This window comes from Halobium salinum (genome assembly GCF_026586625.1).
GTDB classification, from domain to species: Archaea; Halobacteriota; Halobacteria; order Halobacteriales; family Haloferacaceae; genus Halobium; species Halobium salinum.
Window position 1 is genome coordinate 1 of sequence record NZ_JAODIW010000013.1, and the last position, 21045, is coordinate 21045.

Annotated in this window: 19 protein-coding genes and 2 pseudogenes; 14 read left to right on the top strand and 7 right to left on the bottom strand. The window is 55.6% G+C overall.

The window, feature by feature from the left end; all coding sequences use genetic code 11:
• A partial coding sequence (locus tag N5095_RS22005) for a PGF-pre-PGF domain-containing protein (protein ID WP_267625376.1) occupies positions 1–1036 on the top strand: 1036 nt, incomplete at its 5' end.
• A gap of 57 nt (positions 1037–1093) precedes the next feature.
• Here the strand turns inward: N5095_RS22005 and N5095_RS22010 are convergent.
• The gene (locus N5095_RS22010; protein ID WP_267625377.1) at positions 1094–1390 is read right to left on the bottom strand and encodes a hypothetical protein; all 297 of its coding nucleotides are present in this window, start codon (positions 1388–1390) and stop codon (positions 1094–1096) included.
• 736 nt (positions 1391–2126) lie between these two features.
• Here N5095_RS22010 and N5095_RS22015 point away from each other — a divergent pair.
• From N5095_RS22015 to N5095_RS22045, 7 genes and pseudogenes are all read left to right on the top strand, one after another.
• Entirely contained in the window at positions 2127–2717 is a 591-nt protein-coding gene (locus N5095_RS22015; protein ID WP_303651774.1) for a Cdc6/Cdc18 family protein, read from the top strand.
• 29 nt (positions 2718–2746) lie between these two features.
• Positions 2747–3424: pseudogene (locus tag N5095_RS22020) on the top strand (IS6 family transposase).
• Positions 3425–4468: 1044 nt separating this feature from the next.
• The gene (locus N5095_RS22025) at positions 4469–6703 is read left to right on the top strand and encodes a hypothetical protein (protein WP_267625378.1); all 2235 of its coding nucleotides are present in this window, start codon (positions 4469–4471) and stop codon (positions 6701–6703) included.
• Positions 6704–7131: 428 nt separating this feature from the next.
• Positions 7132–7566: a hypothetical protein gene (locus tag N5095_RS22030; RefSeq protein ID WP_267625379.1), complete on the top strand. Its 435-nt coding sequence runs from the start codon at positions 7132–7134 to the stop codon at positions 7564–7566.
• Positions 7567–7747: 181 nt separating this feature from the next.
• The gene (locus N5095_RS22035; protein ID WP_267625380.1) at positions 7748–7888 is read left to right on the top strand and encodes a hypothetical protein; all 141 of its coding nucleotides are present in this window, start codon (positions 7748–7750) and stop codon (positions 7886–7888) included.
• 144 nt (positions 7889–8032) lie between these two features.
• On the top strand, positions 8033–8350 hold the full coding sequence (locus N5095_RS22040; protein ID WP_267625381.1) for a hypothetical protein: 318 nt from the start codon (positions 8033–8035) through the stop codon (positions 8348–8350).
• Positions 8347–8637 (top strand): hypothetical protein, encoded by a 291-nt coding sequence (locus N5095_RS22045; protein ID WP_267625382.1) that lies wholly within the window; start codon positions 8347–8349, stop codon positions 8635–8637. The genes N5095_RS22040 and N5095_RS22045 overlap by 4 nt, the downstream gene beginning before the upstream one ends.
• A 184-nt stretch (positions 8638–8821) precedes the next feature.
• On the opposite strand, the pseudogene N5095_RS22610 reads toward N5095_RS22045, so the two are convergent.
• A pseudogene (locus N5095_RS22610) lies at positions 8822–9222 on the bottom strand (ArsR family transcriptional regulator); the annotation flags it as partial.
• 262 nt (positions 9223–9484) lie between these two features.
• Here N5095_RS22610 and N5095_RS22055 point away from each other — a divergent pair.
• Positions 9485–10231 carry a recombinase family protein gene (locus N5095_RS22055; RefSeq protein WP_267625384.1) on the top strand — a complete coding sequence of 249 codons (747 nt, stop codon included), beginning with the start codon at positions 9485–9487 and terminating at the stop codon, positions 10229–10231.
• Positions 10232–10674: 443 nt separating this feature from the next.
• On the top strand, positions 10675–12567 hold the full coding sequence (locus tag N5095_RS22060) for an ATP-dependent nuclease (RefSeq protein WP_267625385.1): 1893 nt from the start codon (positions 10675–10677) through the stop codon (positions 12565–12567).
• 100 nt (positions 12568–12667) lie between these two features.
• On the opposite strand, the gene N5095_RS22065 is transcribed toward N5095_RS22060, so the two are convergent.
• From N5095_RS22065 to N5095_RS22085, 5 genes are all read right to left on the bottom strand, one after another.
• Positions 12668–13369: a hypothetical protein gene (locus tag N5095_RS22065; RefSeq protein ID WP_267625386.1), complete on the bottom strand. Its 702-nt coding sequence runs from the start codon at positions 13367–13369 to the stop codon at positions 12668–12670.
• A 602-nt stretch (positions 13370–13971) separates the two neighbouring features.
• Entirely contained in the window at positions 13972–14409 is a 438-nt protein-coding gene (locus N5095_RS22070; protein WP_267625387.1) for a hypothetical protein, read from the bottom strand.
• 40 nt (positions 14410–14449) lie between these two features.
• Positions 14450–14926 carry a DUF8160 family protein gene (locus N5095_RS22075; RefSeq protein WP_267625388.1) on the bottom strand — a complete coding sequence of 159 codons (477 nt, stop codon included), beginning with the start codon at positions 14924–14926 and terminating at the stop codon, positions 14450–14452.
• Entirely contained in the window at positions 14923–15696 is a 774-nt protein-coding gene (locus N5095_RS22080; RefSeq protein WP_390203749.1) for a ParA family protein, read from the bottom strand. The genes N5095_RS22075 and N5095_RS22080 overlap by 4 nt, the downstream gene beginning before the upstream one ends.
• A 1-nt stretch (position 15697) precedes the next feature.
• Entirely contained in the window at positions 15698–16198 is a 501-nt protein-coding gene (locus N5095_RS22085) for a hypothetical protein (RefSeq protein WP_267625390.1), read from the bottom strand.
• Positions 16199–17114: 916 nt separating this feature from the next.
• Here N5095_RS22085 and N5095_RS22090 point away from each other — a divergent pair.
• The 4 genes from N5095_RS22090 to N5095_RS22105 all read left to right on the top strand — a co-directional run bounded on the left by N5095_RS22090 (position 17115) and on the right by N5095_RS22105 (position 20868).
• The gene (locus N5095_RS22090; protein ID WP_267625391.1) at positions 17115–17393 is read left to right on the top strand and encodes a hypothetical protein; all 279 of its coding nucleotides are present in this window, start codon (positions 17115–17117) and stop codon (positions 17391–17393) included.
• A gap of 500 nt (positions 17394–17893) precedes the next feature.
• Positions 17894–19111: an orc1/cdc6 family replication initiation protein gene (locus tag N5095_RS22095; RefSeq protein WP_267625392.1), complete on the top strand. Its 1218-nt coding sequence runs from the start codon at positions 17894–17896 to the stop codon at positions 19109–19111.
• Positions 19112–19454: 343 nt separating this feature from the next.
• A complete protein-coding gene (locus N5095_RS22100) occupies positions 19455–19988 on the top strand; it encodes a type IV pilin N-terminal domain-containing protein (RefSeq protein WP_267625393.1) in 534 nt (177 codons plus the stop codon).
• Positions 19989–20040: 52 nt separating this feature from the next.
• Positions 20041–20868, top strand: a complete 828-nt coding sequence (locus tag N5095_RS22105; protein WP_267625394.1) for a hypothetical protein — start codon at positions 20041–20043, stop codon at positions 20866–20868.
• Positions 20869–21045 lie beyond the last annotated feature (177 nt).

A 21045-nucleotide genomic window follows, 5' to 3' on the forward strand; every position in this document is an offset into this window, starting at 1 on the left:
CGACGGTAACGACGGTAACACCGGTGCCCCGAGTAACGGCGGCGGTGGTGGCGGTGGAGGCCAGGGCGGCAACGGCGCTCCCTCCGTCCACGTCGATGTCAAGGGCGAGTCCGACGGTAGTGTGACCGCACAGGTCCGCAACGGCAGACAAGGTGTGACCCCGTGGGTCAACATCCCGGACAAGCAGGCCAAGCGCGTCTCTGGTGTCACGTTCGAGCGACTCGAAGTCACGCTCGGATCCAGCGACCAGCACTTCAACCTCAACGTCAACACTGGCGCTGAGCGTCCGTCCTCCGTGTCCCACGACCCCGCTGACACGCACGTTAAGGGGTACCTCGAGGTCAACAAGGACGGCATCACGAACAAGAACATCCGTGAGGCGACCATCCGCTTCGGTCTCTCACCCGACCAGCTCAGCGAGCACAGCTCGCCCGAGAACGTTGTCCTCTACCGTTACCACAACGGTGAGTGGCAGTCTCTCGACACCAAGCTGGTTGAAGAGGAAGATGGCGAGTACGTCTTCGCGGCGAAGTCGCCTGGCTTCTCGGTGTTCGCCATCGGTGAGAAGCAGCCCGACATGAGCATCTCCAATGTGCAGCTCTCGGGTGATTCCGTGTCTGCTGGCGACTCCGTCGATGTCACCGCTACGGTGTCCAATGACGGCAGCGGTCAGGGAACCTACACCGCGACGCTCACCGTTGACGGCAACACGGTTGAGACCAAGGATGTCACCGTCGGTGCCGGCGAGTCGAAGGAAGTCTCCTTCAGCTACACGCCGACGGACGCAGGCGAGCACGAGGTCTCTATTGGCGACGAATCGGCAGGTACGCTCTCCGTGACGGAGGACGGAACCACCGACGAATCGGCCGATGAAGACGACACGACGCCTGTCGACTCCGACGACGATAGCGACAACAACGATGACGATGGAACGCCCGTTCTGGCGATCACGATGGGCCTCCTCGTCCTCCTCTGCGCTATCGGTGGTGCGCTCTATTACTTCCGCGAGGAAGTCCAGCAGCAGCTCCAGGCGTAGATTCCGATCTACGACCCATTTTTTGAGTCGCGTTGAAAAGTCCCAGCGTAGCTCAGATCAATCAGATTGCGTTATTCGCGTGTCGCTCTCCGTCGAACTTGACTCCCGTGTTCGAGTCCGGTTCTCCCCTTTCAGGTAGTAGTACATCGCGAGCGTGATAACAGGCGTGACTACCATCCAGAGGACGTACTCGAACCACATCTCCCCGAAGAAGTCGATATGGAGCTGGATCGTGCCGCCCTGTTTGAATGCTACCCACCAGACAAGGTAGGTGAACACGCTCATCCCGAACATCGAGAAGATACCGAGTACCTCGATGAGTTCTTTCAGAGTGGCTTTCGAGATTAGCGTCATTGGACGTGGTGGAGAGCTTCTGGGAGCTGACGCTGCTGACCTGAACCCACACCATCTCTATATAATCTCGGCTGGTTCCGGGCTATCTGGCCATTCACGAGTATCTATGACGGCTGAATTCGGTATTGTTCTGGTCAACTTATTCATGTAGGTCGAAATTTCTCCTGAAATCTTCTCTCGCTGGCGACGGAGTAGTAGCAAGCGGGAACGATTGGATGGGAGTCGTAGCTCTCTAAGCAGCTCTCCGCCTTCTTCGGCCTCAGAGACTAGTGGTCTATCGAAACAACAACTGAGGTGTGAGGATGTAGTAGCTTGCCTCTATTAGCAAGAATCAGCTGTAAGGGCCGCTTAGGTCAACGGTTTTCTCTTTTTAGAGTGTGGGTCGTCCGATAGGCAGACGGCTTTGGCCGAGTCTTAACCAACGAGCTGCATCCTCGCAGCCAATTGGTCTTTTCAGGTCACAACGAGACACCCACGATAGTCCAGCCACGCCGCCGAATCTGGCCGGTTAGGCGACTGAACGCGGTGTCGTATTCCAGCTGAAAAGACCAAAAATTGTTGGTTATACGGCCGGCTCAACACTAGGGAAAAGAGGCTTCTCTGACCGACCACTTGGGTAGGACTGCTACACTCCCAGACAATTAACGCTCGTTCGACAAGCCCAGAGAAGAATCGGAACTATCGGAATCGACCCGCTTCCGTTTATCTTCCAGCACGAACAACAGGTCCGGTAGCGATGATTACCGATGCTCGCGTCCTGCAACCCGAATTCATCCCGCAGGAAGTTGAGCACCGCAATGCAGAGGTTAACCACCTCTCCAACACTCTCAAGCCCATCATGGACGGCCACCCTGGGGAAACATCACTACTCCTTGGACCGTCCGGCGCCGGGAAGACCTGTATCGCGCAATTCACCCTCGAACGGTTGCGCGAGAACGTCCTCGACATCGACACTCAGTACATCAACTGCTGGCAGGACTACACGCGATTCCGCGTTCTCCATCGTGTCCTCGACGGCATCGGGCAGACGGTCGACATCCACCGGCGCTCCACACCGAAGGGCGAGCTCCTCGAGCGACTCCAGAGCTACGACGGGCCACATTACGTTGTCATCCTCGACGAGGTCGACCAGCTCGAAGACAAGAGCGTCCTCTACGATCTCTATCGAACCCGGGGCATCACGATGGTCCTTATCGCCAACCGGGAGGAGGAACTCTTTGCCACTCTCGACGAACGACTCACGAGTCGGCTCCACAGCTGCGTCCGCATACAATTCGAGAAGTACCATCTCGACGAACTGGTCTCCATTCTAGCACCGTCTAGATAAGGGTGAGCAGGTCGAAGAGTTAGTGTTCAATGCTACTCTCAGACCTGCTCAATGAGAGTTTAGACACAGCTACGCTTGAATATTGACAGCGAGAGCGGACGGCGACGCCCGTCAGGGCGTTCGCCGTCCGCCTCCACGCTGCCGGTCTCTCGCTCAGGGAGACGGAAGCGATTCTGCACTTGATCGGCGTAGATCGCTCGTTTCAGGCAATCTTCCAGTGGGTTCACCGACTATCCGACAGCGTTTCTGACCCGGCTTCGGCGAAGCCGAAGCGGGTCGCAGTCGACGAGACCGCTGTCAAAATCAATGGCGAGTGGTCTTGGTTGTACGCTGCAATAGACCTCGACACGAAATTACTCCTCGACGTACAGCTGTTCAAACGACACGGGACCGATCCGGCGGCTGCGTTTCTTCACGGTGTCGCTGAGAAACACGATTGCGAGGACACGGTGTTTCTGGTCAATCAGTTCGGGTATCGGACTGACCTCTCTCGATTAGGATTGAGCGGTCGGGTCGACTACACCGACCGAAACCATATCGAAAAGTGATTTCACACTCTCAAGATGCGAGTCGACCGCTTTCATAATTCGTGGGTGGGCAGTCGGCTGAGCGTTCGCCAGTGGCTTGCGCTGTTCGTTCACTACTATAATTTCCAGCGACCACATCTAGCGCTCGACGGACGAACGCCAGTTGAGGAGGTTAACTAGACAGTGCCGGATTCGGGATGATGTCAGCGATGGTGGTCTATCCTCCGAATATGTGCACAGCAACACTGCTTAACACCATCTATAACGCGTTGAGCGTACCAATCCCGAGCGTTGGACGCCCCAAGGACACGGACATTTGGCGAACTTCAATACTCTATAAACGCTATTTTCTGGTAGTTCGGACGTGATTTCCGCCGGAATCGTCTCTAGAGAACTAGGTTCTAGATATGAGAGATTAGAGTCGTCCCCTGAGCGGCGGGGGTAGGGCCGATTTTTCGGACGGTCGGCACGGTCACGCGACAGTAGACGCCGAAAGACGGAAACACGATTATCGGGCGTATGATGGCGCGTATAGCTCGTCGAGTGAGAGAACTCTCACTCACTCGCTAGAAATTTGTAGCCCATTCCAATTGTTCATCCCATACTAATAAGTCTTGCTGTATCTCAATGGAGATGAAGCTAGCTCCATCGAGCGGATATGGAACTGTACCGTCCAGAGATGGCGTGAAGAGCCCGATACCAACGAAATCAGGTTTCCTACGGGCGTCCGAGAATCGTGTCTTTCTCCTCACCGGACCACTGACGCTCGTAATCTCTCTCATCTAAAACGCCAATTTTCAGGAAAGATTCCAGACTTTCACGTATCCGAGACTGCTGCTAACGGTACTTATAGAGTTTTGAGAATCGGTGTATTCAGGAGTCTCATGACGTGTGTATACCACAGAATCGATACTCCTAGCGTATTGTAGGTAGCGTTAACGACGTTTCGTGAGCGGGTTCTCGCAGGTGTTCGGGGTGGTTGGTGCGTCCGGATCACATTCTCCCTCTAATCTCTCAAATCTATAACGGGGGTTTCGAGGAGTGTTTCTGACAGAAGACGCCGTGACACGTCCGGAAACCGTGCTTATAGAACTCTGCGGAGTGGTGTTTCGCGGGGTGTAAGACAGTATTTTCGCTGACGTTGGTGTGTTCATGAGTGTGTTAACGCCAGTTTCTGTTGCGGAGATGGATTTAAGTGGAATCGACAAGAACTTGAGACCGAAGATGTCTGCGGGTTCGCCACGGGGACTGGACATCCCTGAGACCTTGACAGCGAGCGCATCGCTCAACAAGCACGAGGACCTGCGCGAGTACCACGCGTGGGCGAAAGAGTATACGGACTGTTCCTCGAGTTCTGACGTGGTTCGTCGCGCGTACCAGTACGCGATACAGAACGACACGGAGTTCCGTGCGTTCTTGGCAGAGCACGCGGACGCGGAAGCTGGGGATGGCGCAATGGGATTGGACACGAAGGACAAGTACCTGCCAGCGGTTGACGGGCCGGGAGAGCTGGACACGACAGACCCGGACGTGCTGACTGTTGCGGGTGGGAAGTCAGCGGTCGACCTATCCGATCCGGATAGCATCGTGCACGACTGGGAGTCTGATACGCGGGTCCCAATCATGCCGCGCGACCTCGCGGGCCGGAACTGGGAGAAGAACGTCGCGTCGAAAATCAAACCGACGAAGGATGGGTCACTCCCGGGTCGTATTGGCGTATATCGGCGGGCGACAGAAGGTGTGGATCTGCTGAAGTCCGGGTTCACGAAACAGGATTGGCGCGAGCAGATGTCGCTGTACGGCGGCGTGTCGAAGGGATCGTTGTCGAAGGTGTTCGAGTTGCTTGTGTCGAAGAACACGATTCTCCCGCACCCGTCGATGGGTGAGGCGGCGTTGACGGAGAGCGCGTTGCAGGAAGCGCGTCGCGAGATTGCTGGCGTGGAACCAGGAGAGAAGTTGTCGCCGGAAGACGAAAAGCGGATTCCAGATTCGTGGGAGGAAGTGCTGCCGTTGTATCACAAGTTCGCTCGGGATCAGTACTATTCCTACGAGTCCGAGTTCCTGGACCGTTCCATCAAAGCGTTCGGGTTGGCGCTGGCGTCTATCGCGGCGAAGAATGAGGGTTACTCGGGTGACGCTATCAAGTCGGTTAACGGGGAGGAGCAAGCGGTTGCGTGGCGTGTCGCGGCGCAGAAGATAAACATGTACGTTGCAGGGAAGCTCCCAGAATGGAGGGAGTACAGTCTCGGCGATGAGTTCGACGGCGGCACGCTATACGCGGAGTTCTTCGAGTTGGTTGACCGGGCCGAAGGATTCGGTTGGGACGTGGATAAGGACTCGGCGGAGTATCAGACATTCGTTGCGGACGCGTTGAAGTTCCAGCGGAAAGCGTACGACCTCGTAGGTGCTGTTGGTGGCGCTGACGCAGGTAATGCTCAGTCGGAGTCGAGTGTGAGGGAGGACGAAGGGATGTCCGTGTCTGAGGCGCTGAACGTGCTCGGGGTCGAGGGTGGTGACGGTCTGACTACCGAGGATGTCATGGACCGGTTCCGTGAGGTAGCGTTCGATCATCCGGACCTGCAAGACGGGTGGATGGACATGGGAGACCGTGTTGAAGCTCGTGACACGCTTCTTGAGGAGTTGGAGTCTGACAGGTCTGTCGATGTTGAGGGTGGAGGGTCCGGTGGCGCGGAACAATCTAGTAATCAATCATATAAACCTAATGTCGCTACAGAGATGAGTGAGAGACGACAACAAGGACTGTCTCAACTCCGGAAAATGGAGTCGAAAGCGGATGCCCGCGACACCGCGCTCCCGAGTGCTGACGACGTCGATGGATTCGCGGAGTCTCTGCATGAGTGGCAAGAGCGTGTCGGGAATGCTCTTGGTAGCGCGGCAATCACAGACAAGTACGTAGAGGACGTGGAACGCGGGTTCTCGCCGTTCGACACGGACTCGATGGAGTCGCTGGAGGAGTGGGTGGAGGAGTGGACGCTTCGGTTCGATGCGGAGATGCTTCCGGGGCAGGAATACTCTCCGGAAGTGTATCATGGACATGTGGATGCGGACTCGGTTCAAGAGGAGTTACCGCATCTTGATCGTGTCCGTCGCGCGAGTCTGCAACCGGTGGAGTCGGTGCGCGACGTGTACGTGATGTCAGAAGACGGCGGCAGGGTATTGGTGGGGAAGGAGTCGGTCAAAGAGTTCGAGCAGCGGGTTCGGGCGGCTATCGAGAACCATCCGAAGATGTCTCCGGAGGTGTCGAGATTCTCTCGTGACTGGAGTCCGTCGAATGACCCGACTACTTTCGACAGGGAGGGGCCGGCGCGGGAGAAGCTGGGTTTGGTTCCTGATGGACGGTTCGGGAAGGCGCAGTATTACGAGTCGGTGAAGGAGGGTCTTCCGGGTCTCGACGACTCAGATGGTGACGAAGATGACTTGACGTTCGGTGCTCAGTAGCCGCTCCCCACTACAGCGGGATTAGTCCTTTTCGTGGCGTGGTCAGGTGGTTCTGTTTCTAGAATGATGAAATCCGGGAAAATAGGGGTGTTTCGCGGGCGGCGTCGTCTTCGGTCTCGTGCTCGGGTGCGCGACGGTTCTCGTGTTGAGTGGGACACTCTCGTTTCCGGTTTAGCGATCTCCATTTTGTGTTCAGGGGTTTGCTGGTTGATGAGGCTGCGGATGTATTCTCAGCGGCGGTGTTCGGTGTTCTCTCCGGTGTTTGTGTTCGGGTCCGTGCTCATGGATGTAGTCTGTAGTGGGAGCGGGCTAGTATGTGATAGGCTTCGAGAGGGCGGTTCTACCATAACAACCCTATAGGCATTAACGTTTAAGTGGGTGGCGTTAGGCCCGTTGGGTTTAACCGAGATTCGGACACGGACTCGATAATGGCAGACCAGACAGAAGTCGAAATCGAAGTCCAGAAGCAGAGAAACGGCGAACTGTACGCAAAACTGTACCAACTCGTGGACACAGAGCAGGACTCCGAGAAATACCCCGTCAACTGGACCCCGGCGAAGCGAGAATCCGTGGGACAAGGCTCCTACGCGTTCAAGGTCGTTGACGAGGGCGCGGCAGACGACCTCCAGGGCGACATCCCGAACACGGACGGCACGCCCGTCGTGTACGTCGGCGACAATCTCGGCAAGCACTACTGGGACGGCGACGGCGCTCACGACCTCCCCGAGCTCCTCGTTGCCGAACTCGAAGACATGGGTTATTCCGTGCTCGCGAACGTTGACGGCGGGTGGGCGGACTGGGGCGGACGCCCGGAATTCTCCGACTCGTACCTGGACGTGACGGACGCGGAGGTGGTTCGATGACGCTGAAGTGGGATGGATTGATCCGGATGGGGGACGCGGTTACTGACGAATACAAGACGTACGCAACATTATCGGCGAGAACTCTGGTGTTGAAACGGTCGGAGCTCTCGAACTGACCCTACTCGACGAGCGCGACCTCGACAGGTACGAGTCGGATGACGGGAGTCTAATCGTCGGTCTGATGGAAAACGACGTGTACGCGGCGGTTAAGGACGCGTTCACTCCGAGCGACGAGTGGGAGGTGATGGCGTGGGAGCTTTCCGGGAGGTCGACGTTGACGATTCGGGAGACACGGGAGACGGAGGACCTCATCGAATTGTAACCGCGTCGAAACTGGTCGGTTCGCGTCCGTACTTCCCTGTTGTTTCTTCTAGGCTTGTTTTCGATGGAGAGACGGTGTCTCGCCGGGTTTCTGTTTCGCCGTACATGGCTCACTACTAAACAGATTCGTGCGTATCGGGTAGCCATGCCGGACACGGACGCGAACGATGCGAACGGTATGGGGCCGGATGCGAGGCAGGAAGCGTTCTTCGCGGAGCACTACGCCCGATTCAGGAACTACACGGACGAATCGTTATGGGTCGCTGTCCGCGACCTCTCGCTCCAGGAGCGCGAGCACGCCGCGAACCTCCCCGGCGCTCATCCCGAGTATGCCGCGCAGAATGGGTGGCCGGAAGAGGCTGGGAAGTGGCACGACACGCGGATGCGTCTCGTGTTGGTCGCGACGATGCTCGGGGCGCGGGAAGGATGCTTACAGTATATGCCGTTCTTCGGTGAATCATGATTGAGGATTTGGATCAGGACGCGCTCTCCGTCGTGATGGCGCTTGTCGGAGCTCCTGATGAACGTCTCACGGAAGCGGAGTTGGTTGCGTTGAATCCGAGGAAGGGAGAGGAGCGTGTCCGCGAAGTGCTTGACGAACTGGAGTCGGAAGGGTACGTTGAGGAGCGTTCGTCGGGGGAGTGGGTGTTTACCGAGCACGGACGAGAGGTTTGGGGGTGGGTGTGGAACGGTCAGCCGACGTTGCAGGAGATGCATGAGTCGGCGGCTGAGGATTTGGATTTCGAGTGATATACACTTGCGACACGGTGTGCCTCTCAACTCGCGACATGGAATGTGTTTCGCATTCGGGTTATTTCGTGATTGGGCGTGTTAGTCCCGTTCTGGTTTGTTTCCGAGGGGATACACTTGCGAGACGGTGTCTTCGGAGTGTGCTTCGGATAATCTTGAGTCCGTAAGGAGTAGTTGTCTGGTCGGGCATGGATTCGGTATCTTCGATTCGATTCGTTTTCTCGACAGTAGCGTACTGGCGCTTCCACGCTTCCTCCGGGAACAACCCGTTCTGGTCGAACAGGACCCGCGCCTCCGAGGTAATCTCGAAGAACTGGTATGGGTAACCTCGGACACGGTTCCCTGTCTCGAACTCGCGGACCCTGACCACGCCGACATCTTCCAGCATCTTCAGGTGACGACGAATCGAACCCTCCTCAACAGAGGGCTCATGTAGTCTAGCTCCTCGACGGTGGGTGTTCCTTTCGGATTCCCAACGATGTCGGCGAGGATGTCCGCACGGTTCTTATCGACAACACGCTGGAGAGCACGCCACGTATCGAACTCCGGCTGCTCGCCGTCATCGTTGTCCGGGTCCGGCCCCATATCTTGCGAGTCGGTCTCCCCGGGGGTAGGATTTCTGGTGTTTCGCCCGTGTCCCGGGTGGGCGGACACGATACTTTATTTGGTGGTTATTCACATACCTTGTTTGGTAGTCGGTATTATGGTGTGGTGGCACGGACGCGGACGCGAGATATGGGGGAGGGTGGAGGTATCTACCCTGTAATCGAATGGTCGTTCGATTACAGGATGTAAACGAACACCCACCATATATAAGAGACGTTGGTTGTAAGCTGTAACCGAAAAAATGCCTGAAAAACAGTCAATCGCTGCATACGTTCGGCGGTCGACAGAGGACCAGGAAGACAAACATCAGCTCTCCGACATCGAAAACTGGCTCCAATACGAGGACATCCCACTCTCTGATGTGACCTTCTACCGCGAACAAGCATCCGGCGCGAAGCGCGACCGAGAGAAACTAACCCAGCTCGTCGATGACATTCAATCCGGCGAACACGATGCCGTCGTAGTGTGGGAAGTCTCCCGGATCGCTCGCCACGGACTCGCCGCGCAAGAGTTTTTCACCGCTTGCGAAGAGAACGGTGTTGTTATTCACGTTACGAATGGGAGTGTCAGACGAATCGAACCCGAAGGGCAAGGCCGAATGGTTGCCGGCATCATCGCTGAGGTCGCCGCCGAAGAACGTCGTAACCTGATCCGACGAACCAAATCTGGACTTCGGAACGCTCGTGCCGATGGGAAGTGGGTTGGACAGGTCCCGGTCGGGTTTGTGACCGATGACGGGTACCTCATCCCGAATCTAAATCCGGACCATGAAGACGGAGAGACAGGGTTCCTCGACGTAGTGAACGCCCTGGAGAGCATTGAATCCGGGCAGTGGTCGTACAATCAGGCGGGCAAAAACACACCGAACGTAACCCGGCAGACGCTCTCGAATATCCACCAGGACGATGAGCGGAGGGCGTGGTATCTCGACGGTGACGCGAACGATGAACGGGTCTCGGACGCTCTGAGTGAAGTTAGTCGTCGCTGACTTCCGCGAATGGCTTCGCGTCCATTGCGAGGTGGAGCATATACAGGATACCCTTCCCGCTCCACGTGATCGTTAACCTTGCGAGAACTCGTTCGGGAACGTAATCGTGTCAGAAACGTCAGAGACGACCGGGACTCCTCATCAGGAGAGGTTCCGTACTCGTCGTGAACGTACCGGGCAGCATCCTCCCACGGCACATCCCAACATCGACATCCCAGCTTCCCGGGATGTGAACATCGTCGGAAAAATCAGCGCCGGAACTCATGAATGGTGTCGAACCGTCTGACCACTAGCACGGAAAAACCCTGCCGAGAATAGGGAATAGAGGAAGGAAAGAAAAGGAGCGCAGATCCGGTAGATCCACTGTGAATAGCGTCCACCCACAACCGCATTCCTACACGGCAATGAAGTAGATTTAACAGATGCCGACTAATTGTACCGGTATGCGACTAACCCACATTAGAATTCAAGGATTTCGACGGTTTGAGGAGCAGAACGCGCGTATGAAGGAGCCTCTCATTGCACTTGTTGGACCAAACGAAGCCGGGAAAACGTCTGTCTTAGATGCTCTCAGAGAACTGAGTAAAGGAGGGAAAATCAAGGACCGAGACCAGACAAGAAACAACGATAATCAAACGAAAGTTAGTGCGACCTACCGTCTCGACGAAGCCGACCGAAAGGAACTCGAACCGATAGAATGGGTTCCCGAGATTGATGAATGCGTCATCACCAAGGACCAAGACGGAGAGTTTTCCGTGGAACTATCCCCACCCCCCGAGAGGACCCTAACACGGAAGCGACTCATTTCCGAGATCAATAAAATTGGTGAGAGGGAGCCACAGAACTCAGAATTATCAATCAACACCGGCCTGACAAGCAAGTTGCATAGTGGTCAAGGTCGTATCGACAGTGAAATCTTAAATGCAGTTTTAAATATTATCAAGACAATCGAGAAAGTATTAGAATCAGAGAAATTAGAAGACGAAGAGATGTGGGAATACACGCGAACACGTCTTGAAGACCTCGTGGAAGAAGAAAAAGCGAAACCGGCACATGACCCGTGGAAGATTCTACAGAGAAGAGCGCCGGAATTTCTCTTCTTCGGTGACGAAGAGCGGAGCCTCAACACGACCTATAATCTTCCTGATGAAGGGTATGTATCCAAAGAACCGGCACTAGGGAATCTGCTTGAACTAGCGGGTGTTAGTCTCGCCGAGCTGAGGAAGGCAACAGAGTCAGGGAACAATCCTCGAAAAGCGGAGCTAGTAAAAAAAGCGAACGAAAAACTTCGAGATATATATTCCGAGTCATGGGTTAGGGACGATGTCGTCCCGTACATAGATATACAGAACGAGACACTCAACCTCTATGTCGAGAGCTCCGAGGGTATAACCCCGATAGACCAGCGAAGCGACGGTTTCCGATGGTACGTAGCTCTGCTTGCGTTCCTCGACCGGACGGACAGCAATGAACCAATCCTGCTCATCGACGAAGCTGAAACCCATCTCAGCTACGACGCACAAGCCCAACTAATCAACGTTCTTGAAACCCAAGATTTGGCGCAGCAAGTCATCTACTCCACACATTCCGCCGGCTGTCTTCCTTCCGATCTTGGGACAGGAATCCGTCCAGTGATTCCAAAAGAACCGGAGCGTAGCAGAATCTCGAATGGTTTCTGGACCGAGGGAACCGGGTTCGCGCCTCTAATGCTCGCGATGGGGCTGAGCCCACTCGCGTTCTCCGTAGCACGAAACGCGCTCATCGGAGAAGGACCCAGCGAAACGATACTCCTCCCGACACTGCTACGGCAAGCCAACGACGAATCCAAATTAGATTACCAAGTTGCTCCTGGAGCATCAACAGTAAGCAAAGCTGAAATCCAGAAACTCCTCTCGGAAGGAGGGCAGTCAGCAGTCATCCTAGACGGAGACGGAGCCGGAGAAGACATGAAACAGATGCTGTTTGAAGAGGGAGCAGCAGAAGAACGGGTCCGTACCTACAACGACCTTGTGGAGAAGCCATTGAGGCTCGAAGACATGGTCGACCCTGAAGAGTACCTCAACGCAGTAAACAAAGAAATCGATGAATATCAGGACACAGAAGACAGAATCGAACTGGAAGACATATCCGAGTTCAACCGGGCGAACGACGTCAAGGACTGGCGAAAAGAACGGGATCTCGGTCCAATTAGTAAGCCGAACGTCGCCCAGCGACTAGTAGACCGGGCTCAAGAGACAGACATCGTCGACGAGGAAAACGCAGATGGGTTGAGAGAGGTTCACGAGTGGGCCTCTGAACATTTCGTCAAACCCGGTACTGCGCCGGGAGGAGAGTAAACCACGCGAAACGTAGGTTAAACCCACAAGAACATCGCGGCGAACGTCAATCCAATAAGCGAGAAGCACATGACCGATAGAGCACCAACGAACCACAGCATCACTCCGACCCTCCCTCGGCGTCAATGAACGCTTCCACGTCCAAGTTCGTCGATTCCAGCGCCGCCATCATCGCGTCCATCTTCGTCTCCAAGTCATCGACCCGGTCCTCCACACTCTCTATCGCGTCCGTGTTCTCTCGAATCTTGTCCTCGAACGTCTCCAGCGTCGCGTCCGTCTCATTCTCCAGGTCGTCGACCCGCCCCGTAATCGCGTCCGCGTCCGGCATCGACGCCATCGAATCACTTACGCCGTCCATCCGTGACTCAACCTTCGTGATTCGCGCCGAGTTGTCCGCGACCCGCGACCCGATACTGCCCTTGTCCGCGCCGAGTCGGTCCCAGTTCTCCTGAACCCACTCTTCCCCGGCGTCCGACAAGCACGCGACCCACGGGTTCGCCGGGTACGGCGATTCAATTCCGTCCCGGTCAATGTTGACGAGACCCGCGTCCGCCAAGGTCTCGAATCGTCGACGGACAGACTCCCGGTCAATCTCCACGCCCTCGTTCACAGACAGCAATTCTTCGCCTTCCCGTGCTACGAGTCCTTCGTGGACGGGGAGGACGTCACGGACGCGGTCAGGGACTTCTCCAGCGTCCTGATACTGGGCGAGTGCTCGTGTGACGACCTGTGCTTCGGTGTCGAGTTCTATTTCGTTGACCTCAATAATTCTGCTTCTACTACTGGTTAGAAACGGTACCACTTAACCCACAGACTCGTTCAGGTTTGCGTATCGAAAGTTGAGTTCAACATGTTGCGTACAGCGTTGCGTGCCACGCACGGAAACATGTCAGGAATATGTAAGACCTACGCAGAACCTTGCTCCTTGCGCGTTACGAGCAACGCGCTACACTATTCGCAGAGAAACACGCAACCCTACGCAATGACGGAAAACGGCACTCTCAGAGCCGGTATAGTTACTCTCCCACCCCCCATGTACTCGTTAGAGACGCCGTTGGAATCCTCGTATAAAGGGGGTGGTCGAGTGTGCATGGACGAAGAATCAGCCCTCCTATCCTCCCAAACGGATTGCTCGGGAGAGACGCGACAGACAAGTCGACGGACGCGGACGCGACAACACACAGAACACACAGACAGACGAACGGAGCCAGAACCAAGGTACAGAACCCAGTCGGGGGTGCATCAACGAACCCACAGAACCAGTAGACGGGACACGACAGAAACACGAGGAGACGTGGACGCGAACGCTCGCCCAGCCAAGACGAGCGACCACGGGAGTGAGTCGACGGCGGCGACGAGAGCGACACGTCGACTACTCGAACGGTGCCCCGTCACCAAAACCAGTCACGCGTCGCGAACCCGAGACAAATCAGGAGCGAGCCGGATCGCCACAGTCTCAACCACAGACAACGCAACCCGAATCGCGTCAGACAAACACGACAACTCGCCACGTAAATCAACACCAGCGACATCAGCTTCCGCAGACACAATCAACTCCATCGCACGAGACGAAGACCGGCCAACAGCACGACGAACCATATCCTGGTCATCCTCCGGTGTCTCGGACACAATCCGGTCCTCGACGATGGACAACGTCTCTCCGGCAATCGTGCTGGGTCGGAGTCCGTCCGAGAGCGCCATGACAGACGCGACCCGCTCGACAACGTCGCGGATGGTTCCGAGGAGATTGTCGAGAGACAACCCGTCAGTAAATTTCAGCATCTCGAACGGTTCTCGCGTATCCACGTCGATGAGGAGGTAGTCTTCGGTTTCGGTAATCATGGTTCAGGTTCCGGGGTTTTGGTTTACGAATCGCGTACCGTTACGGCGAGTCAATGAGGTCGGCGTCACGAATCCGGTCAACGAACTCGGACCCGGACATATCACGGACAGACTCGACGCCGAGGAGCATCAGCCCCGGATACAAGTGCCGGTGTCGCTCTAACTCAATGTCTCGGTCCCGGTCAGCCTCATACTGTATCCGCTTCATCTGGTCGGAGACCGCTTCATACAACGCTTCACCGAAGTACAGGTTCAGGTTTTTCCGTTCCCGAACCGGCGTTTCTGACGTTTTTGATGCTTCCGACGTTTTCTGTGTTTCCTGTGTGTCTGCTGTTTCTGACGATAATTCCGCGTCCGTGTCCGTCTCCTGCGTTTCTGACGTTTCTGACGTTTCCGAACTCTTTGATGATTCCGATGTCTCTGACTGTTCCGAACGCGAACTAAACCGTTTTTTCATGCGCTCACTCCGCGCCGACGAATCCCTCGCGTCCGCGTCCGTGTTATCTTGGTCAGTCATGCGTCCCTCCGGGCGTCAAGAACCACGTCAGCTAACTCCAGATACGCGTCCTCCATGTCGCACGACTCATCGTACGCAAAGATACTGCCGCCGTGATTCATTGCCCGCTGAAGCGCCACACGCTGGCGTACTTCGATAATCGGCATCGCGCCGCCAACCGTGTCCTCGAACCATTGAAGCATCTCTTTCTGCTCCCCGTCAAGCGGATAGTCAACGTCATTTGCGACCAACGCGAGCTCCTGAATCGACGTGTTGAACACGTCCTCCAGCACGTCAATTTCATCAAATAAGAGTTCGAGCGCCCGAATCGACGTTTTGCGAGCTTCGGACGGTATCACGACGTGGCCGGACGCGAGCAGAGCGTTGTCGGTTAAGTGCCCGAGGTTCGGCGGACAATCAATCAGAATCACGTTCCATCGGGAAGTGTCGAGGTCATCGAACAACATGGACAGACGCTCCTCACGCCGTCTCACGTTACTCAGGTCGTCCTCGACGCCGAGCATATCCACGTGACTCGGGAGGACATCGAACTCGTCGTGCTCCCGAATCAGGTCGGACGCGGAAGTATCGCCGGTGAGTGCCGACGCCAAGTTCACGTCCGCGTCCGTGTCATACTCGCTTCCGAACCCGACCGCTTCAGACAAGTGACCTTGCGGGTCCAGGTCCACGAGGAGCACGGACGCGTCACGGACGTTCAACGCACCTGCCAGATGGATTGCTGTCGTGCTCTTTCCGACGCCCCCTTTCTGGTTCCCGACAGCGACTCGGATACTACTCATTAGCTTCGAGCGCCTCCTCGATCCGCGCCTGTGACTCCTCGTCGACTGCCGGATATATGACGTCGAGCAGGACTTGCTGGAGACGATGCGTCTTCCGCTTGTGCTCCCGGAGGTTCCGGACTTCGGCGCGGAGGTCTTCGACTTCTTCTTCAAGGTCGTCGACGGACGGACGCGAAGACGATGTGGCGTCCTCCAGCATCACTTCCGCGCCCTTCTCGGTTAGCTGCCATTCTTGGACGCGGCTTCCATGCGACCCGATAACCATCTCGGTCTTCTCGACGAGTCCCGCTTCTTCTAATACGGAGAAATGCCGGCCACGACTCCCGGACGGAACCTCGGCATCCCTGACTACTTCCGTGGTCGTCGCAGTACCGCCGCGTTCACGGAGACTCCGAAGCATGTGTTTCCGGAGGCCGGTGACCGCGTCCGTGCGCCCTATCGTCTCTGATGTTTCCCGTGTTTCTGTCGTTTCTGGTGTTTCTGGCGCACCCATACAACCGATATTCCGGTGGGGGATAATAGTAGTACGGATTAACAGGGAAACTTACCAATACAGTTGCATGATACATGTATAACCATATCAAACCATACCGGAACTGAACGACAAGTAAAGGCGGAACAACACGTCGGAATCCCGTTCAACGTCACATCAGGACCCAGGTTCAAGCGCCACGGACGGCTTCCGAATAGATCGACGAACCCGGGGGCGATACTCTCCCGAAAAACGGGAGGGAGGAATGAGCGAGGAACACCTATTCCCAGAACGATGAGTCAGCAAGAACGGACAGCGGTCTGCGGGACAACAGAACGGAACCGAGGGACAACGTAAGGGGAAAGACACGCACGGACGCGGGCGCGAGTCAATCCCGGACCGCCGTCCCCGGGTTCCAGAACCATGAGAGGAACGTGTGTGATGAGTTCCGAGAGAGAAGAGACGCGTGATGAAGGGTGCAGGTGAGCGGTGGGCGCGTCCCGTCTCCCCGTCAGAACCAACAGACGAGAGACGGGTAAAGACACGGACGCGGAACCGGAACCCGGGGTGTGTGCTGCGACGTATCCAGGTGCGTTAATCCCGTTGTAGTGGGAGCAGGAAGGGCGGTTGAAACCTTCACACGGCAGTACGGAATAGGGCGAAAACGGTACGCAACGCCGTCGCTCACGAACGTTGAGTGTGCCCCGAGGGAAAACCAACCCGGGACACGGACGCGATGTCTGCGGGAGAGGCGGGTTCAAGCCCCGAGTGGACAGCTCGGGTCACCTCACTCTCTCACGCACATATCTGGCTGCCTCCTACTAAAACGTTCTGACGAGTAGACAACCCCGAAACACTCGAAAACACGTTCACAAAAGCCTCTCGACCGAAACCTTCCCGAAACATTACAAAGACCCGTGTACAACCAGTATCCGTGATGAGCGAGGCTCGAAACCCGTCCAAAAACGCCGTCAAAGCCGAATACGCCGAACACATCAAACGAGTATTCGCGGAAGCACAACACGACGGCCTCAACCTCGAGGACCTCCGCGAGATCATTGAATATGCCGAAAATAAGACGCAGACGTTCAACTATCTCAACGCCAAACTCGAAGCCGAGTACGGCGGCGACACCGTCGAGGAAACGTACCGGAACATGGAACGTCAGATGCTCGCGGACGGCGATCTTGACGAAGAAGACGCTGTTTGGTACTGACACGCTGGTTCTTTCCTCTCTGACACGGGTCCTCCCCGGCTGCTTGTGGTCGCGTCCACCCGTTCCACACCTTTGTCTCTGCTTCGCTGCGTTGATCTCCACGGCCTTCGGACGGAGGTCTTCCGGAATTGAGTATCATGGTCTCCATGATGAGACCACTCGTTCAAGTGAAGTCATCTGCTTATAACCTCCCTCCCCCCGTCGTTCAAGTGAAAGACGCCAAAGAGGCAACTAAAGTTCTGTGAACACTAGTTTAGAGGTGTCATTGTCGTCAATATAATATCGCTGTACTGCACTACGGGTTTGTTTTCTATTGGAGTATTATAAAACTTTGCTTGGATAGAACCCGCGAGATTCTAACCCCACTTCTCTGACGGATATTCACTTGAACGATGGGGAGGGGGGGTCGTACCTACCATTTATGGGCAATCCACACACTCGAAACAGATGAACCGGTGGTCGGTAAAACTAAGATAGTTCGATTCGCCATCCGACACAAGATGAGCGCATTCGAGTTCACCCCTGGTGATTTCCCATTCGAGAACAGGAACGCCCTCCTTGACGACTACACACCAGATGAACTCGTCGGACGAGACGAAGAACTCCAACAATATCACGCAGCTCTCCAGCCGGCAATCGATGGATCGCAACCCGATAACATCTTCCTTTACGGGAAAACTGGCGTTGGCAAGACGGCAGCAACCCGGTTTCTTCTCGACCGACTAACTGAAGGGGGCCAACAACACGACGTCGACATTGAAACGAGGATTTTCAATTGCGACGGACTCGACACAAGCTACCAAATCGGTGTCGAGATTGTTAACTCACTGCTTGATGACGGCGAAAAAATAAGCGACACAGGACATCCTCGGTCTAAGGTCTACTCGAAAATGTGGGACGCAATCGAATCGCTCGAGGGACTTCTTATCTTAGTGTTCGACGAGGTCGACCATCTCCAAGATGATTCGCTTCTCTACCAACTATCACGCGCACGCGAGAACGACAACCTCGAAAAATCGCGCGTCTCCGTCATCGGTATCAGCAACGACCTCGCCTATCGCGACGACCTATCCCCGAAAGTCCGATCATCTCTCTGTGAGCGGTCAATCAACTTCTCAGCCTACGATGCAGGAGAACTCAAGCAGGTACTCCAACAGCGACAGTCCATCGCGTTCCAAAATGACGTGCTGGAAAGCGGAGTAGTTCCCCTCTGTGCTGCATATGGAGCACGCGAATCTGGTGACGCGAGAAAGGCACTCGATCTACTCCTGAAAGCTGGCGACGTCGCACAAGAAGACGCTACGGACGTCGTTGCTACTGACCACGTTGAGCGCGGTCGCGACCTTCTGGAGCGTGAGGAAGTCACTCGAGGTATTCTTGGACTGAATAGCCACGAGAAGATACTGCTGTACGCGATTGCGACGTTCGACGCGGCCGGGCAAGGAGAAGTCCGGGTCCGAGACTTGTATCCTCGGTATGAGCGATTTTCGGAGCTCGCGGACCGTGACCCGCTCACTAGCCGATGGATGCATAACCATCTCGACGATCTGGATATGCTCGGCTTGGTTGTTGTAGAGAAGCGAAATGAGGGTAGCAGTGGTGGGCACTACAAGACCATCGCGCTAAATCAAGACCTTGAACCGGTCATCAACGCCCTCAACGAAACTATCGAGGAGGTCGGAATCCATGAGACGATTCGTCAGTGGGTGTCCGACTAATTCCCGAGAATGAGTGGACAAATGCTCTAATCTATATCGCCGCTGCTCTCGGTTCTAAAAGCGGGGGAGGGTGCCAGCCCCCCTCGAGTGTCGTGGAAACTTAGACACGTACGCGTGCCGCGAGGCGGCACGCTATACGGTTTGACCAGTTGTTAATATATGTATCGAACTCTCCAATTATCGAGAATGGTAATTTTGAGCGACACACTTTTATCCCAACAAGTAGACGGACGGAATAGACACTCAGCACGGTGCGCCACGGGGACGAAGGTGAGGTATCCCCACCCATCAGGTGCCAACTGGTGCCAGCAACCGTTCTGAATGTGTCGTGGAAAAATCACACATGTTCGACAACATCAAATCGCTGCTCGCTGGCGAAGATCGCGCAGTCAGCCCCGTCATCGGAGTTATCCTGATGGTTGCAATAACAGTCATCCTCGCGGCCGTCATCGGAACCTTCGTTCTCGGATTAGGCGAGAGCGTTGGTCAGACGACTCCGCAAGCAAGTATTTCGGTTAGTGATGCGAGTGGGGACTACGACGGCTCGACGGTGACGGATGCGTTCGTCATCACGCACGACGGTGGCGACGAGATTGCTGGCTCTGAAGTGAAAGTTATCGTCCGCAACGCAGGTGACAGCAGCGTCGTCGCGACTTGGAATGATGCCAGCTGGACTTCGGGCGACCTCGCGACTTCCGTCAACGGTGGCAGTGCCCTCTCTTCGTCGACTAACTATGTCGTCGGTGATTCCATTGTCCTCTCGGACGGTGGGACGACTGATGGTGACACGCTCTCGGACGGTACGGAATACACCGTTGAAATCGTCCACAAGGGCAGCGGCAACAAGATCAGCTCGAACACGGTCGTCCTGACGTAGAGCTGTAAGTCACTACTAGGTTCTTTATAGCGTCAATAGCTTTCCTGAGTTGATGGTAGCGTCCGACTTCGCTCAGGACCTCGCACGCACCTACAATGGCTCCGACTCATGGGAGCGTGTCGAGGACTATCAGCGCTGTTTCAAATACGCAGCTGAACATCCGCAGAAAGGCTCGTATGCAGTCGCCTCGGCACTCGATCTTCCTCGAGGAACTGTTCGACAATGGATTGAGCGTGGGTCGAAGCCAGACCCTGTCCATGCAGTTGAGACGGCGGATGAGCTCGGATGGCTCGATGTCCCTAGTAAGGATGCAACAGGGCGAGCGCTGAACCTTCTCGTAGCTGGTATTTATTCTGGCGGATCAGTCAGCAAATCCTTCGTACCAACGTGGACCATCGACCGTGAGCCTGTCGAACTCCTCTTGAGTACTGCGCTTGAACAAGCCGGTTCGGGCGCGAAGCGTATCGATCGGATGAGTGATAGCCGTGCCACAGAACTCGCGCCAGCCGAACACGCAAGTGTTCTTGGCCGTCTTCTCGTTACTCTTGGAGCGCCGCAGGGAACTAAAAATGAGTCGACAGTAACCGACCTCCCTGAATACTTGGAATCGGTTGAACGGAGGGTACACGTCGAGTTTGCGAAAATGTACATCCTGAACCGGGCGACTTCCCTTGAGGGAAAGGATACACTCCAACTCAACGAGTCTCGCACCACTTTGTACAAACGAGAGCTCGCAGAGTTCCTCTCGATGGTCGCCGGTGAACCGGTTCGCGCGACGAAAAACGGTGTCGTGGTATCAGCGGCAGCCGCGCGAGCGCTCGGGTTCGGCCGTGGCGACGCGCTTCGAGAAGCAATTCACGAGAAGCGAACGAGTGCGTGACCTATTGCGTGAATTTATAGGTCAAACCGGTCCAATCTCTTTGCATGACTTGGAAGGACTTTGACTGGTACGAAGCAGAGTTAGAACTGGCCCGCGATCTTCTCGACTCCGACTTTGACTTCGTGCAGCGAGGGGACCTCTGTGCTACAGCTACTGAGGACCTCGTGTGGATGTTGT